At 72.5% G+C, this 14,540-nt stretch carries 13 protein-coding genes and 3 pseudogenes; 10 read left to right on the forward strand and 6 right to left on the reverse strand.

The genetic code is table 11. From position 1 onward, the window contains the following. Positions 1–77 precede the first annotated feature (77 nt). The 3 genes and pseudogenes from ACFYPS_RS35820 to ACFYPS_RS35830 form a co-directional block, all read right to left on the reverse strand. Positions 78–440, reverse strand: coding sequence for a hypothetical protein (locus ACFYPS_RS35820; protein ID WP_387330825.1), 363 nt, complete (start codon positions 438–440; stop codon positions 78–80). 409 nt (positions 441–849) lie between these two features. Further along, positions 850–1,206, reverse strand: a pseudogene (locus tag ACFYPS_RS35825) (IS6 family transposase); the annotation flags it as partial. 472 nt (positions 1,207–1,678) lie between these two features. Further along, positions 1,679–2,368 carry a helix-turn-helix domain-containing protein gene (locus ACFYPS_RS35830; protein WP_387330828.1) on the reverse strand — a complete coding sequence of 230 codons (690 nt, stop codon included), beginning with the start codon at positions 2,366–2,368 and terminating at the stop codon, positions 1,679–1,681. 196 nt (positions 2,369–2,564) lie between these two features. Between ACFYPS_RS35830 and ACFYPS_RS35835 the strand changes: the two genes are divergently transcribed. Genes ACFYPS_RS35835 through ACFYPS_RS35880 form a run of 10 tightly spaced genes read left to right on the forward strand, consistent with a single transcriptional unit; the run spans position 2,565 to position 12,197 of the window. After that, the gene (locus ACFYPS_RS35835) at positions 2,565–3,575 is read left to right on the forward strand and encodes an asparaginase (RefSeq protein ID WP_387330831.1); all 1,011 of its coding nucleotides are present in this window, start codon (positions 2,565–2,567) and stop codon (positions 3,573–3,575) included. Continuing rightward, complete coding sequence (locus ACFYPS_RS35840; RefSeq protein ID WP_387330834.1) at positions 3,572–4,603, forward strand: zinc-binding dehydrogenase; 1,032 nt, start codon at positions 3,572–3,574, stop codon at positions 4,601–4,603. The genes ACFYPS_RS35835 and ACFYPS_RS35840 overlap by 4 nt, the downstream gene beginning before the upstream one ends. Next, a complete protein-coding gene (locus tag ACFYPS_RS35845) occupies positions 4,600–6,027 on the forward strand; it encodes an MmgE/PrpD family protein (protein ID WP_387330837.1) in 1,428 nt (475 codons plus the stop codon). The genes ACFYPS_RS35840 and ACFYPS_RS35845 overlap by 4 nt, the downstream gene beginning before the upstream one ends. Before the next feature lie 4 nt (positions 6,028–6,031). Continuing rightward, the gene (locus ACFYPS_RS35850) at positions 6,032–6,970 is read left to right on the forward strand and encodes a polysaccharide deacetylase family protein (protein ID WP_387330840.1); all 939 of its coding nucleotides are present in this window, start codon (positions 6,032–6,034) and stop codon (positions 6,968–6,970) included. 2 nt (positions 6,971–6,972) lie between these two features. After that, on the forward strand, positions 6,973–7,764 hold the full coding sequence (locus tag ACFYPS_RS35855; RefSeq protein WP_387330857.1) for an ABC transporter ATP-binding protein: 792 nt from the start codon (positions 6,973–6,975) through the stop codon (positions 7,762–7,764). Further along, complete coding sequence (locus ACFYPS_RS35860; protein ID WP_387330843.1) at positions 7,761–8,621, forward strand: ABC transporter permease; 861 nt, start codon at positions 7,761–7,763, stop codon at positions 8,619–8,621. Before ACFYPS_RS35855 ends, ACFYPS_RS35860 begins: the two co-directional genes overlap by 4 nt. Continuing rightward, positions 8,618–9,697, forward strand: a complete 1,080-nt coding sequence (locus ACFYPS_RS35865; RefSeq protein ID WP_387330846.1) for an ABC transporter substrate-binding protein — start codon at positions 8,618–8,620, stop codon at positions 9,695–9,697. The genes ACFYPS_RS35860 and ACFYPS_RS35865 overlap by 4 nt, the downstream gene beginning before the upstream one ends. Then, the gene (locus tag ACFYPS_RS35870) at positions 9,697–10,479 is read left to right on the forward strand and encodes an HpcH/HpaI aldolase/citrate lyase family protein (RefSeq protein ID WP_387330849.1); all 783 of its coding nucleotides are present in this window, start codon (positions 9,697–9,699) and stop codon (positions 10,477–10,479) included. The genes ACFYPS_RS35865 and ACFYPS_RS35870 overlap by 1 nt, the downstream gene beginning before the upstream one ends. Then, positions 10,476–11,138 (forward strand): SDR family NAD(P)-dependent oxidoreductase, encoded by a 663-nt coding sequence (locus tag ACFYPS_RS35875; protein WP_387330852.1) that lies wholly within the window; start codon positions 10,476–10,478, stop codon positions 11,136–11,138. The genes ACFYPS_RS35870 and ACFYPS_RS35875 overlap by 4 nt, the downstream gene beginning before the upstream one ends. A gap of 39 nt (positions 11,139–11,177) precedes the next feature. Further along, positions 11,178–12,197 carry a LacI family DNA-binding transcriptional regulator gene (locus tag ACFYPS_RS35880; RefSeq protein WP_387330854.1) on the forward strand — a complete coding sequence of 340 codons (1,020 nt, stop codon included), beginning with the start codon at positions 11,178–11,180 and terminating at the stop codon, positions 12,195–12,197. A gap of 82 nt (positions 12,198–12,279) precedes the next feature. On the opposite strand, the pseudogene ACFYPS_RS35885 reads toward ACFYPS_RS35880, so the two are convergent. The 3 genes and pseudogenes from ACFYPS_RS35885 to ACFYPS_RS35895 form a co-directional block, all read right to left on the reverse strand. After that, positions 12,280–13,507: pseudogene (locus ACFYPS_RS35885) on the reverse strand (glycosyltransferase). 3 nt (positions 13,508–13,510) lie between these two features. Then, positions 13,511–13,645, reverse strand: a complete 135-nt coding sequence (locus ACFYPS_RS35890; RefSeq protein WP_387330860.1) for a hypothetical protein — start codon at positions 13,643–13,645, stop codon at positions 13,511–13,513. 25 nt (positions 13,646–13,670) lie between these two features. Continuing rightward, a pseudogene (locus tag ACFYPS_RS35895) lies at positions 13,671–14,361 on the reverse strand (IS6 family transposase). Positions 14,362–14,540: the final 179 nt, after the last annotated feature.

Here is a 14,540-nt window from a genome sequence, read left to right on the forward strand (position 1 = left end):
TCCGGCATCGCCAACCTCCACAACATCATCCTCGCCGGCTGACCGCCGAGCCGGCGCCGGGCAACGCCTTCACCCAGTTACGAGACATCCCTTAGGGAAACCGCGTCGAGGTCTTGGGCGAACAAGTCCTCATGGGTCAACGCTGCGGACGTGAACGTCATCTTCACGGCGTCGACGGCTGCGAGAACCTCGTTTTCCGGAAGTTCTCTGTACTCGTGCTGGATCAGTGGCTCTACCTGGTCGGCCACCAGCTCAGCAGCCTGCTCCCAGATACGCCGAAACTGACGCTGCTCCCGCGAGCTCGCAAACCGGCCACTGGCGACATCAACGGCGCCGGCGGCGATTCCCGCCAGCAGCTTGTGATCACCGAGCCATATCTCGCATGCTGTCTTTGCCACTGCGGTTCCCAACGCGACCGCAGCCACTTCCAGCCCCGACACTGGCACCGGCCTCCGAGTTGTCGATAGTGTCACCGAGCGTGTCACAGCCGAGCACGCAACGGAAGCGCGCGGGGCTGGCGCTGGAAGGCGTCGAATGCCCAAACTGCGGTATGCGGACGACGCCTCGCTGGGCCCGCCTAGATGGTGCCCGCACTTCAGCGAAGCACTTCGAAGTTTCGTGGGTGCGATCTCACCTCTTCACAGACGCGCCCTTCGATGGACATGATCGTCGGAGACGGTTGCCGTCCACCCAGCGCCGAGGAGGCCCCCATGCGGGTAACCCAAGTCTCAGCCCGTCTTCCACGCGTCACGCGTCACGCCGCCGCAGTCATCCTCGCCGCGCTCGCGGGCGCCTCCCTGGCCGTCGTCAGCGCGCAGCCGGCGTCGGCCACGCCTCGCGGTATCCCATGAACCGCCGGGCGGCGCCGGCGTCCCGGCGGACCGAGACCAGCACGTCGATGACCTGCCCGTACTGGTCGACCGCCCGGTACACGTACCGCCACACCCCGTTCACCTTCACGTACGTCTCATCGACGAACCAGCGGTCACCTGGCGAGTGGCGGCTGAATCGGGCGGCGTCGGCCAGCAGTGGGGTAAACCGCTGCGCCCACCGGTAGACGGTGACGTGATCGACCTCCACGCCACGTTCGACCAGCAGTTCCTCAACGTCGCGATAGGACAGGTTGTACCGCAGATACCAGCGCACCGCGACCACGATCACCTCCGGCGGGAACCGGAACCCGGCGAACGCCGACGTCGGAGGCAACCACGGCCGAGAGCGGGTCAACGACTTCACTGTTCAAGCCTGCCTCGATCATGCCAACGCTCAATGCAACAGAGCCGGATGATGACCGGCGAGGACTCGGGACGACCGCGGCGGAAAACGGGGTGGTGAGTCGTTTGGGTCATCAGCTCGAAAGGACCCGGACAGCACATGGTTAGCCCCGGCTGTCCGCCGTCCCGGGCGGCGGCCCGGCGCTCAGTGCGCCGGCCGGAGCACCAGAATCGTCTCGATCAGCCCGGCGATGCCCGCCCGTGGCCCCGATGCGTCCGGTGGCCGCCCCTTCCGCAAACGAACTGCCGGGCCACCGCCCCGGTCACGCCGAAGTCGACGAAGCCGCCCACGACCGCCAAGTGCACCGGATGACGAGCAGCACCGGATGACGAGCAGCGCCGCATGACGGGCAGCGCCGGGCAACGGCAGCGCCGCATGACGGGCAGCGCTGGCGGGGCGGTGGTCACCGGGCGAGCAGGGTGGTCGGCGGGACACCGGCCAGGTCCCGGGCGTCGCGGGTGAAGTGGGCCTGGTCGGCGTAGCCGGCACGGGCAGCCACCTCGGCCAGGCCGACTCCGCGACCGGCCAGGGCGAGGGCACGGCGCAGCCGCAGGATGCGGGCGAGGGTCTTCGGGCCGTACCCGAAGAGGGCCTGGCTGCGTCGGTGCAGGGCGCGCGGGCCGAGGCCGACCTCGGCGGCGGTCGCGGTGACCGTGGCACCGGCGGCGAGCAGGGCGGCCACCCGGGGGCCCAGCGGGTCCGCGCCGCCCACCCGGGCGAGCCGGCCGGCCGCCACCGTGGCCAGGTCGGTGGCGGTGGGCGACGCGCCGAGTTGCTCGGCGAGTCGGAGGGCGGTCCGCCCCCAGAGGGCGTCGAGGGGCACCCGGCGGTCGCGCAACTCGTCGGCGGGGGCGCCGAAGACGGCCGGGCCCAGCCCGGGCGGTAGCCGGACACCGCGCCACCGCTCCCCCTGCCGGGACAGGCTCAGGTAGGCCGTGTGGTCCGGCCCGGCGACCAGCAGGCCCGTCCGGCTCGACCAGAGCAGGTCCAGGCAGCCGTCGGGCAGCACCCGCGTCGGCGGGGCGTCCGGTCGGCTCTCGCTCGCCCAGAGCACCGCGCCGGCGATCATCTCGGCAGGCCGTTCCCGGTACACGGACCCAGCCCGCCACGTTGCCGGGCGGGGGCCGCGCCGCGACACCGGCCACCGGCCCGAACCGGACGAAGAAGGGCACCGAAACAGGTCAGACACCGGGGTGTCACCTGGCGGGTCGCCATCGCATAGCTTCCTCGGTTTTGCGTTCCCGCAGCTCTTGTGCAGGACGAACGTTTGTGCAACTGTCATCACTCAATTGAGCAATCGTTTGCGCAAGGGGGTGTGGCTGGTGCGGATCGCGGTTCTGGCAACCGGTGGGACGATCGCGTCGCGGTGGGACCCCGACGAGGGCCTGGCCGTGACCGACTCCGTCACGGACCTGCTGAAGAACGTCACCGTCACGGACGACGTGGAGATCCACGGCTTCGACCTGTCCTGCCGTCCAAGCTTCGCGCTCTCCCTGGACGACATGCTCGGCACCGTCCGGGCCGTCCGGGCCAAGCTCGCCGACGGGTTCGCCGGCGTGGTCGTCACCCACGGGACCGACACGCTGGAGGAGGCCGCCTACCTGACCGGGCAGCTCACCGGCCCCGACGCCCGCGTCGTGCTGACCGGCGCGCAACGCAGCGCCGACGAGCCCGACTCCGACGCCGGGCGCAACCTCGCCGACGCGATCAGAGTGGTCACCGCGCCACAGCCGGTCGGCGCGGCGACGGTCATGGGCGGCGTCGCCTACGCCGCGGTGGAGAGCCGCAAGGTGCACACCTCGGCGGTGTCGGCGTTCTCCGGCGGCACCGCAGGGGTGCTGGCCCTGGTCGACCCGGACGGCGTGCTGCGGGTCTCCACCGCCGCCCGGGGCGGCCATTACGCCCACCGGCCGGTCCCCACCGCGCTTCCCCGGGTGGACCTGGTCAAGCTCGTCGCCGGTGTGGACGACACCCACCTGCGCGCGTCGCTGCGCGCCGAGGCCGCCGGGATCGTGGTCGAGGCGTTCGGGGCCGGCAACGCGCCGCCCTCGGTCGCCGAGGCCGTCGGGGAGGCCTGCCGCCGCGGCGTACCGGTGGTCATCACCAGCCGGACCGGGGCGGGCCGGGTCCGCCCGGTGTACGCCGGCGGCGGCGCCACCCTCGCCCGCGCGGGCGCGCTCTTCGCCGGTGACCTCACCGGCACCCAGGCCCGGGTGGCGTTGGCCCTCGCCCTGGCCGTCGAAGAACCCGGCGCCGTGCCGGAAGCCCTGCACGCCATGGTGGAAGGACGTCGCGCGTGAAGACCGAAGCAGTGACCATGAACGGGTACGGCGGCCCCGAGACGCTCACCCTCACCGAGGTCGACCTGCCCGAGCCGGGACCGGACGAGGTCCTGCTGCGGGTGCTCGCCGTCGCCGTCAACCACCTCGACGCCGACCTGCGCAGCGGGGTGTCCCGGATGCCGCTGCGGCTGCCGCACGTGCTCGGCCGTGAGGTCGTCGGGGTGGTGGAGCGGCTCGGTTCCCGGGTCACCGACCGGGCCCCGGGCGACCGCGTCCTGGTGCTGCCCAACACGCCCTGCGGGGCCTGTCCCCGCTGCCTGGGCGGGCGCGCCAACCTCTGCCCGAACGCCGACATGCCCGGCATCACCCGGTGGGGCGGCTACGCCCGGCACGCGGTGGCCCCGGCGCGCGGCCTGCTGGACATCGGCGACCTCGACCCGGTGGTCGCCGCCTCCACCCCGATCTCCTTCGGCACCGCCTGGCGCACCCTGTACTCCATCGGCCGGCTCGCGCCCGGCGAGTGGGTCCTCGCCCCGGGCGCTGCCGGTGGACTCGGGCACGCGGTGGTCCAGCTCGCCAAGCTCGGCGGTGCCCGGGTCGTCGGCCTGATCGGCGACCCCACGAAGGCCGACTTCGTCGCCTCCCTCGGCGCGGACGCGGTGCTGAGCACCCGCAATCCCGACTGGGCCGCCGAGGCCCGGGAGATCACCGGGGGCGCCGGCTTCGACGTGATCGTCGAACACATCGGCGGCGACGTCTTCGAGGCCGCCCTGGGCACGCTCGCCCCCACCGGCCGGCTGATCGTCGGTGGCGGCCACGCCGGGGAGCACCCGCACCTCGACCTCATCGAGACCTTCCGCAACGAGTACGAGCTGCGCGGGTCGCGCAGCCAGCGCCCCGACGAGATCGCCCGGGTGCTGGGCCTGGTCGCGGCGGGACAGCTCACCCCCCGGGTCGACGCGGTCCTCGCGCTGGCCGACGCCGGGCGGGCCCACCAGGCGCTCGCCGACCGGCGGGTCCTCGGCAAGCAGGTGATCACGCCGTGACCGGTCACCGGCGGAGCGACGCCCGGGACGACATGCTGCCCGCGCTCGTCACCGGCGCGGTGCAGGCCGCCGACGCGCTGCTGGCCACCGGCCCCGGCCAAATGCTGGTCCGGCAGGTGGCGGCCCGGCTGACCGCCAATGCCGTCGTGGCACGCGGGCAGTTGCCCGCCGGGCTGGACACCGCCGGTGACCCGGACGGCCGCTGCACCCTGCTGGCCGCCCCGGGCGGGACCGACCAGCCGGCACGGGCGGCGGCGGTGACGGCGGCGGCGATCACCGTCAGCCAGTGCGACGAGGGCCTGCGCGAGTCCCGGGGGCACCCGGGGTTGCACGCGTACGCCGCCGCGCTGGCCACCACCGAGGCCGACGACCAGAGCCTGCGGGTGTTCCTGCGGGCGCTGGCGGTCGGCTGGGAGGTGGGTGCCCGGCTCGGTCTGCTGCTGGGCGCGCCCCGCCCCGGGGTGCACCCGCACGGTGGGTGGGGCACCGGCGCGGCGGCGGCCGCCGCCGGGATCGTCGCCGGTCAGGACGCCGCCGGGGTGACCGACACGGTGAACCTGGCGCTGACCGTGGCGCTGGCCGGGCCGGAGGCCGACACCCGCCGGGGCCGCGCCGCCCACTACCTGCTGCCCGCCCTCGGCACCGCCCATGGCGTGACCGTCGCCCGACTCGCCGCCGCCGGGTTCCCGGCCACCGATCCGGCGCTGCCCCACCTCGGCCGGACCGCCCACCAGACGGCGCCTGACGGGGCCGGGGCGGATGCCGCGTTGCAGGCCCGACCGCTGCTGCCGGACGCCTACTTCAAGCCGGTGGGGGTCTGCGCGCACACCCTGACCGGGTGGACGGTGGCCCGCGCGATGGCCCGGGACCTGCCGGCCGACGAGGTGGCGACGGTGACCGTGGACACCTACGCGGGCGCGGCCCTGCTGGCCGAGCGTCGTCCGGTCAGCCGGCTGGCCCGTCAGTTCAGCATCCCGTGGGTGGTGGCCTGCGGGCTGCTCGGCACGGACCCGGGTGCCCCGGACGGGCCGGCGGACGACCGGCGGGCCCACGCCGCCCGGCTCGCCGAGCGGGTGACCGTACGCCACGACCCTGGTCTGGACCAGGGGTATCCGGCGGGCCGACCGGCGGTGGTGGAGGTGACCACGCGCAGCGGGGCACGGCTGGCCGGGCGGGCCCGCTTCCACCACGGCGACCGGGAGGACCCGATGACCCCCGACGAGCTGGCCGCCGTGGACGCCGAGCTGCTGCGCACGCCGGGGACGCCGGCCGGGGCGGCCGAGCTGCTGCACGGGCTGACCCGGGCACCCGGGGCGACCCGACTGCGAGACCTCACCGCGCTGGTCCGGGGTGGGGCACCGAATCCGAACGGCGGCCCGCCGCCGGTTCCCGCTGGGCCCGGCCCATCGGCAGAAAGGACATGACGTCATGGTGATCAGAGTCGAACCCGGCACCGCGCGGGACTTCATCGGCTACGGCGCGGACCTGCCCCGCGTCGAGTGGCCCGGTGGCGCCCGGGTGGCGGTGAGCCTGTGCCTCAACTACGAGGAGGGGGCCGAGCACAGCCTCCTCGACGGCGACAACGTCAACGAGTGGGTCGGCGAGATCTCCTACACGCCGACCAGCGCGGAACACCGGGACCTGTCCCAGGAGTCGGTCTACGAGTACGGCAGCCGGGCCGGGGCGTGGCGGCTGCTGCGGCTGTTCGACCGGCTGCAGACCCCGGTGACCGTGTACGGCTGCGCCGAGGCGTTGGCCCGCAACCGGCCGCTGACCAAGGCGTTCGTCGACGCGGGGCACGAGATCTGCTCGCACGGCCTGCGCTGGCGGGAGCCCTCCGGGATGACCGAGGACGAGGAACGGGAGGAAATCCGCCGGGCGACCGCGCTGATCACGGACCTGTGCGGGGAACGCCCGGTCGGCTGGTACTCCCGGTACGCCCCGTCGGACCGGACCCGGCGGCTGCTGGTCGAGGAGGGCGGCTTCCGCTACGACTCGAACGCCTACAACGACGACCTGCCGTACTGGGTGCAGGTGGCGGGGCAGCGGCACCTGGTGGTGCCGTACACCCACACCTACAACGACGGCCGGTTCGCCTTCAGCCCCGGCTACGGCAACCCGACCGACTTCTTCGAGAACTGCCGGCGGGGCATCGAGTACCTGTGGGAGGAGGGCGAGACCTCACCCAAGATGATCTCGATCGGGCTGCACGCCCGACTGATCGGCCAGGCCGGTCGGGCCTCCGCGCTGCGCGACCTGATCGCCTGGGCGCAGGACCTGCCCGGCGTCTGGTTCGCCCGGCGGCGGGACATCGCCGACTGGTGGCACCACAACTACTCCGACCTGCCGGCCCACGGAGGGCAGTGACCATGCGCATCGAGATCGACAACGTGGCCAAGGGCTATCCCCGGGCCGACGGGAGCCGACTGTCGGTGGTCGGCAGCCTCAGCACCACGATCGAGGCGCAGGAGTTCGTCTGCGTGATCGGGCCGAGCGGATGCGGCAAGTCGACGCTGCTCGGCCTGCTCGGCGGGCTGCGCCGGCCGGACGACGGGGAGATCCGGTTCGTCGGCGAGCGCAGCGCCGCCGGGCCGCTCACCTCGATCGTCTGGCAGGACTACGCGCTGATCCCGTGGCGATCCATCGTGGACAACGTCGGCTTCGGCCTGGAGCTGCGCGGGGTGCCCGCCGGCCGGCGGCGGGAGGTCGCCCGGGAGCACCTGACGATGATGGGCATCGAGGCGTTCGCCGACAACAAGCCGCACGAGCTGTCCGGCGGGATGCGCCAGCGGGCCGGGATCGCCCGGGCCCTGGCCAGCGACCCCGAGGTCCTGCTGATGGACGAGCCGTTCGCGGCGGTGGACGCCCAGACCCGGACCCTGCTGCAGGACGAGCTGCTCCAGGTCTGGTCCCGGCACCGCAAGACGGTCCTGTTCATCACGCACAGCATCGAGGAGGCGCTGCTGCTGGCCGACCGGATCATCGTGCTCGGGCCCCGGCCGACCCGGGTGGTCGAGGAGATCCGGGTGCCGTTCCCCCGGCCGCGTACCCGCGACGTCGAGTTGGACCCGCGGTTCACCGAGTTGAAGCGCCACCTGTGGGCGCAGTTGCGGGACGCCACCCTGGCGGCCGAGTGGGCGGAAGCGAAGGGGGACCGATGAGCGAGCAGAGCGTGCCGACCCGGGAGCGGGCGGCCGACGAACCCGTGGTCCGCTACGCGGTGGACCCCCGCGCGGAACGCCCGCCCGGTCGCGGCTTCAAGCTGCTCAGCAGCGGGCTGGGCAGCATGGTCCCGGTGGTCGTGGTGCTGGCGCTGTGGCAGGGCGGCAGCATGGCCGGGCTGATCGACAAGACCTTCTTCCCGGCCCCGTCGGAGTGCGTGCAGGCCCTGGTCGACCTCTTCTCCTCCGGGGAACTGCTGCCGAACGTCGGGATCACCGCCCAACGGATCCTGCTCGGGTTCCTGCTCGGCGTGATCCCGGCGACGCTGCTGGGCATCGCGATGGGGCGGTCCCGGTGGGTACGGGTGCTGATCGACCCGCTGATCGCCATCACGTACCCGATCCCGGTGGTGGCGATCCTGCCGCTGCTGCTGGTCATCTTCGGCACCGGCGGGCGGCCGATCGTGGTGCTCGCCGGCATCATCTCGTTCTTCCCGGCCGTGGTGAACGCGATGTCCGGGGTGCTCCAGGTCGACGAGCGGCTGATCCTGATGGCCCGCAACCTGGGCGCTGGTCGGCAGCAGATCCTGTGGAAGATCGTGCTGCCGGGCGCCCTGCCGTCCATCTTCGCCGGAATCCGGCTGGCCGCCGGGCTGGCCCTGCTGGGCACCATCGCCGGCGAGTTCCTCGCCGCCAGCGACGGCGTCGGGTCGATGACCTGGCGTTACTGGCAGATCTATCAGATCGACAACATGTACGCCACGCTCGCGGTGATCGCGGCGATGGGCTTTTTCCTCACCACGGTGACGCTGCGCGTGCAGCGGCGCTTCTTCAGCTGGACGGAGGGCCAATCATGACAATTCAGAAAAAGGGTGTCATCGCCGCGCTGTTGGGGGCGAGCCTGCTGCTCGGCACCGCGGCCTGCGGTGACGACGCGGAGTCGACGGGTGCCGGCGGCACCGACAAGGTGACGGTCAACTCGCTGGAGATCCTCTCGCTGGCCCCGATGATGGTGGCCGACGCGAAGGGCTTCTTCGGCAAGCACCAGGTCGAGGTGGAGTTCAGCAACGCCGACATCTACTCCCGGTTGGCGGTGCAGGGCCAGGGCAAGCTGGACGTGAACATCCCGGGCACCGGTGGGGCGCTGTTCAACGCGGTCAACCAGGGGCTGCGGGTGCGGGCGGTGGCCGACCGGCAGCAGTACCGGTGCGCGTCGGACAACCTCCTGCTGGCCCGGACCCAGGCCTTCGACGGCGGGCTGAAGAGCGTGGCCGACCTCAAGGGCAAGAAGGTCGCGATCCTGGCCAAGGGTTCGACCACCGAGTACTGGCTGGACCGGGCGCTGGGTGAGGTCGGGTTGAAGCAGTCCGACCTGGCGCAGATCGTCACCCTGAGCTACCCGGACACCGCCAACGCGCTCAAGAGCGGCGCGGTGGACGCCGGCTTCGTGGTGCAGCCGCTGGCGTACCAGCTCATCACCGACGGGCAGGCCAAGCGGGTGCTGGCGATGAACGAGGTGGCGCCGAACCAGGAGCAGGGCCTGATCACCATGTCGCAGGACTTCATCAGCAAGCGGCCCGAGGTGGCGGCCCGGTGGATGGCCGGCTGGCTGGAGGGCGTGCGCTACTACCAGGACCCGGCCAACAAGGACGACGTGATCAAGATCGTGGCCGAGCGGACCAAGGTCCCGGCGGCGACCATCACCAAGCTGTACGGCACCGACCAGTGGCCGTACATGGACCCGAACGGTCGGGTGGACACCGCCACGGTGGCCGCCGAGGACGGCAAGTGGCTGCTCGACAACAAGATCATCGAGAAGCTGCCGGAGGTCGGTGACTGGCACGACGGCTCGGTCGTCGAGGCCGCGCTCAAGATCGTCGGCGAGGTTCCGGTGAACCGCGACTGCGGCGGCGTGCAGAAGCTGGAGTCCTGATGTATCCCCGTCCGAGCCGGCTGGCCGAGGTGCTGCGCGACGGTGGCGTCGCCCTCGGCAGCCTGACCCTGCTCCAGGAACCGGCGATCGGCGAGATCCTCGGCGCCCTCGGTTACGACTTCCTGGTCGTGGACACCGAGCACGCCGCGGCCGACGAGCAGAGCGTGCTGGCGATGGTCCGGGCGGCCGGCTCGGCGGGGAGCACCCCGCTGGTCCGGCTGCGCCGGATCGAGGAGAAGGACCTGCTCTGGTCCCTGGACAGCGGCGCCGGTGGCGTGGTGCTGCCGCTGGTGGAGACCGGCGCGCAGGCCGCCGAGGCGGCCCGGCTGACCCACTACCCACCGGTCGGCGACCGCACGCTGTGCTCGGCGGCACGGGCCGCCGGGCACGGCACCGCCCGGGGCGACTTCGACCGCTACCTGACCTGGGCCGGGGCGAACACCACCGTCGTCGCGCTGGTCGAGACCCCCACCGGACTGGCCAATCTGGACGACATCCTCGCCGCCGACCTCGACGTGCTGATGCTCGGCCGGGCCGACCTGTCGGTCAAGCTGGGCCTGGGCTACCAGCCCACCCACCCGGAGGTCGAGAAGCACGCCGTCGCGTTCGTCGAGCAGGTCGTCGCGGCCGGTCGGGTCGCCGGCATGCTGGCCTACTCCGCCGAGGAGGCCCGCCGGTGGATCGACCGGGGGGTGCGCTTCGTCGTCTACTCCCAGCCGGAGATGCTGCTGTCCGACGCCTACCGGCGGGCCCGCGACGAGATCCTCGGCGGTGCGTCGTGAGCCTGTTGGTGACCGGCGGGGCCAGTGGCATCGGCGCGGCGGTGGTCGCCGCCGCCCGGGCCCGGGGCGAGACGGTGCACGTGCTGGACGTCTCCACCGGCGTGGACGCCGCCGACCCGGTCGCGGTGGGCGAGTTCGTCGACGCGATCGGAACCCCGCGCCGGGTGGCCCACCTGGCCGGGGTGGTCAGCGCCGGTGGCATCGAGCAGACCACCCTCGCCGAGTGGGACCGCACGCTGCGCAACAACCTCACCGCCGCGTTCGTCGTCAGCCAGGCCGTGGTGCCCCGGATGGCGGCGGCCGGCGGCGGGTCGCTGGTGCTGATGAGCAGCCTCAACGCCCGTGACGGCGGCACCCGGCTGTCGGGTACGGCGTACGCGGCAGCGAAGGCCGGGGTGCTCGGCCTGATGCGGCACCTGGCTGTCGACTTCGGACCGCAGGGGGTACGGGTCAACGCCGTCGCGCCCGGCCCGGTGGCCACCCCGATGCACGACCGGCTCACCGCCGAGCAGAAGGCGGGGTTGCGGGCCCGGATGCCGTTGGGCCGGGTCTCCTCGGCGGAGGAGATCGCCGACATCGTGCTGTTCCTGCTCTCCGACTCCTGCGCCACGGTCACCGGCACCACCTTCGATGTGAACGGGGGCAGTCATCTCAGCTAGGTTGCCGGGTACGAATACGGGTGCGGCGCGGGAGGCACAGTGCACAAACGGGTGACGTTGCGCGATGTCGCCAGCCTCACCGGTGTGCACGTCTCCACGGTCTCCCGGGTGCTACGCGGCGACGACGTACGGGTCAGCCCGGCGACCGCGAGCCGGATCGTGGACGCCGCCAAGCAGTTGGGGTTCCACCGGGACCGGTGGGCGGCCAGCCTGCGCAGCGGCAAGACCGGGGTGATCGGCGTGCTGGTCCCCCGGATCACCGACATCGTGCTGGCCACCGTCTTCGAGGGCATCGACGCCGCCGCTGCCGCTGCGGGTTACCAGGCGGTGGTGAGCAGCAGCTGGGACGACGACGAGGCACGGGCGCTGCGCATCCAGCGGTTGATCGGGGAACGGGTGGACGGGCTGATCATCGGCGACGCCCGGCGCAACGACCCGATGCTGGCCCGGCTGGCCGCCGACGGGGTGCCCTTCGTGCTGGTAAGTCGGGCCTCGCGGGGTTTCCCGTCGGTGACCGGCCGGGACCGCCTCGGTGGTCGGCTCGCCGCCGAGCACCTGATCGACGTGGGGTGCCGGCGGCCGGTGGTGATCGCCGGCCCCGACCACGCCAGCACCTCCGCCGACCGGGTCGCGGGTTTCCTCGCCGCGGCGAAGGCCCGGGGCGTCCCGGTCGACCCCCGGTGGGTGGTGCCGTCCACCTTCGACGTCGCCGGTGGGGCCTCGGCGATGGCCCGACTGCTGGCCACCGGTCAACCGGACGGCGTCTTCGCGGTCAACGACTTCGCCGCGATCGGGGCGATGGGCACCCTGCGCGACCACGGCCTGCGGGTGGGTCGGCAGGTGGCGGTGGTGGGCTACAACGACATCGACGTGGACGCCCAACTCCTGGTGCCGCTCACCTCGATCCGCACCCCGCTGCGCGACATGGGTTCGCAGGCCCTGCACGCCCTGCTCACCCTGCTCGGCTCGGGCAGCACCACGTCGGTGCGGCTGGCCCCGGAGCTGGTCGTGCGGGCGACCACCGCCGACTTCTCCCCGGACGCCAAGACCGGCCGGTAGGGCCCGACCGGCGGCGTACCGCCGGCCGGGCCGTCCGTCCGGGGCGGGCCGGGCCACCGCCCGCCCGACGCCGCCCGCCGGGTCAGCTCCGGCGATGGTGCATCGCGAGCCGGAGCAGCAGGAAGCGCAGCGCCGTCGCGGCCAGGTTCGCCGCCACCAGCACCACCAGTTCGACCGGCCGGGACGGGGTGCCGACGGCGTGCAGGGCGGCGAGCGAACCACTGGTCAACGCCAGGCCGAGGGCGAAGGCGAGCAGCCCCTGGAGGTGGTGCCGCCCGGCCGCCCGGCGACCGGTGATGCCGAAGGTGAGCCGCCGGTTCGCCGCGGTGTTGCCCACCGCGGTCACCAGCAGCGCCACCAGGTTTGCCGGCTGCGCGCCGAGCACCCCCCGGGTCGCCACGAACAGCATCAGGTACGCCACGGTGCTGACCACCCCCACCAGGGCGAACCGGGCCAACTGGCCGGGCAGCCCGACCGGCACCCGCGCCGGTGGGGCGGCCAGCGGTGCCCGGCCCCACTGGGCGCGCAACGCGGCCAGCGGCAGCGCCCCGGTGACCAACGCCCGGCCCAGCCGGCCGATCCCGCGCAGGTCGGCCAGGGCGGTGGCCACGATGTCCACCCGGCTGTCCGGGTCGTCGACCCAGTCCACCGGCACCTCGTGGATGCGCAGTCCGGCCCGCTGGGCGAGCACCAACAACTCGGTGTCGAAGAACCAGCCGGTGTCCTGCACCAAGGGCAGCAGTTCCCGGGCCACGTCGGCCCGGATCGCCTTGAAGCCGCACTGCGCGTCGGAGAACCGGGCCGCGAGGGTGCCCCGCAGCAACAGGTTGTAGGCCCGGGAGATCACCTCCCGCTTGGTGCCCCGCACCACCCGGGAGGTGCGCGCCAGCCGGGTCCCGATGGCCAGGTCCGAATGGCCGGAGATGAGCGGCGCGACCAGCGGCAGCAACGCGGCCAGGTCGGTCGACAGGTCCACGTCCATGTACGCCAGCACCGGGGCTTCCGAGGCCGACCAGGCGACCCGCAGCGCGCGCCCCCGGCCCTTCGCGGTCAGGTGGCGTACCTCGACGTGCGGCAGTTCGACGGCGAGCGCCTCGGCCTACCGCGAGGGTGCCGTCGACGCTGGCGTTGTCCGCCACGGTGATCCGGAACGGGTAGGGGAAGTGCGTGCTGAGATGGTCGTGCAGCCGGCGTACGCAGGGGCCGAGGTCGATTTCCTCGTTGTAGACCGGGACCACCACGTCCAGCACGGCGGTCGGGGTGCTGGTCCGGGTCTCGACGGCCGGCCGGGGGCTACTGGTGTGGGTCATGGCTCAGCCCTCCCCTGCGTTGCTCAGGTCGTAGACGGTGACCCCGTCCACGGTCTGCGCCGTGAAAGTCTCGGTGACCCAGGCGGCGATCTCCTGGGAGGCGGAACGGCGCTGTTGCGTTGTGGAATCGACGGACACGTTGAACCGGGCGTCGGGTCCGAGATCAGATCGCCAGGGCGAGGTCGGCGAACGCGCCAGACACCCGCGTTGCCGGCGGGACGTCGACGGCGAGTTCGTAGTGTCCGCGGGGCAGGTTCTGCATGAACGCGTGCCCGGCGATGATCACCTGTGCTGTCTTGTCCGTTCGTAGACCGCGCATCGGTCTCAACCGGTGTTTTAACTGGCCGTGATCAGCTTCGATCGGATTATTGGCATACCGTTCGACGTGGTGCCACGCCTGCGGGATCAGCTCATCCAGCACCCTGGGGTAGACCGCGGCCGCGTCGGTGACGACCTCGCTGGGTGTCACCTTCAACGTCGACAGCGCCCGCCGGAAGGACCGCCGAGCCGTGTCGGCATTCCGGCGCGCCGAGACCAGCACGTCGATGACCTGCCCGTACTGGTCGACCGCCCGGTACACGTACCGCCACACCCCGTTGACCCTGACGTACGTCCCATCGACATGCCACCGGTCACCCGGCGAGTGCCGGCAGAATCGGGCGGCGCCGGCCAACAGCGGCGTGAACCGCTGTACCCACCGGTAGACAGTGACGTGATCGACCTCAACCCCCGCGCTGGACCAGCAACTCCTCAACGTCCCGATAGGACAGGTTGAACCGCAGATATCAGCGGACCGCGATCACGATCACCTCCGGCGGGAACCGGAACCCGGCGAACGCCGACGTCGGAGGCAGCCAAGGGCGAGAGCGGGTCAACGACTTCACTGCTCAAGCCTGCCTCGATCATGCCAACCCTCAACGCAACAGACCCGGGACTGAGGCGCTGTTGCGTTGGGGGACCGGCGGACGTGTTGAGCCTGTGTCGGATCGGCGGGTCAGATCGCTTGGGCGAGTTCGGTGAACGCAGCGGCGAC

Origin of the sequence: Micromonospora sp. NPDC005087, from assembly GCF_042872965.1 — a bacterium.
Taxonomy (GTDB): Bacteria; Actinomycetota; Actinomycetes; order Mycobacteriales; family Micromonosporaceae; genus Micromonospora.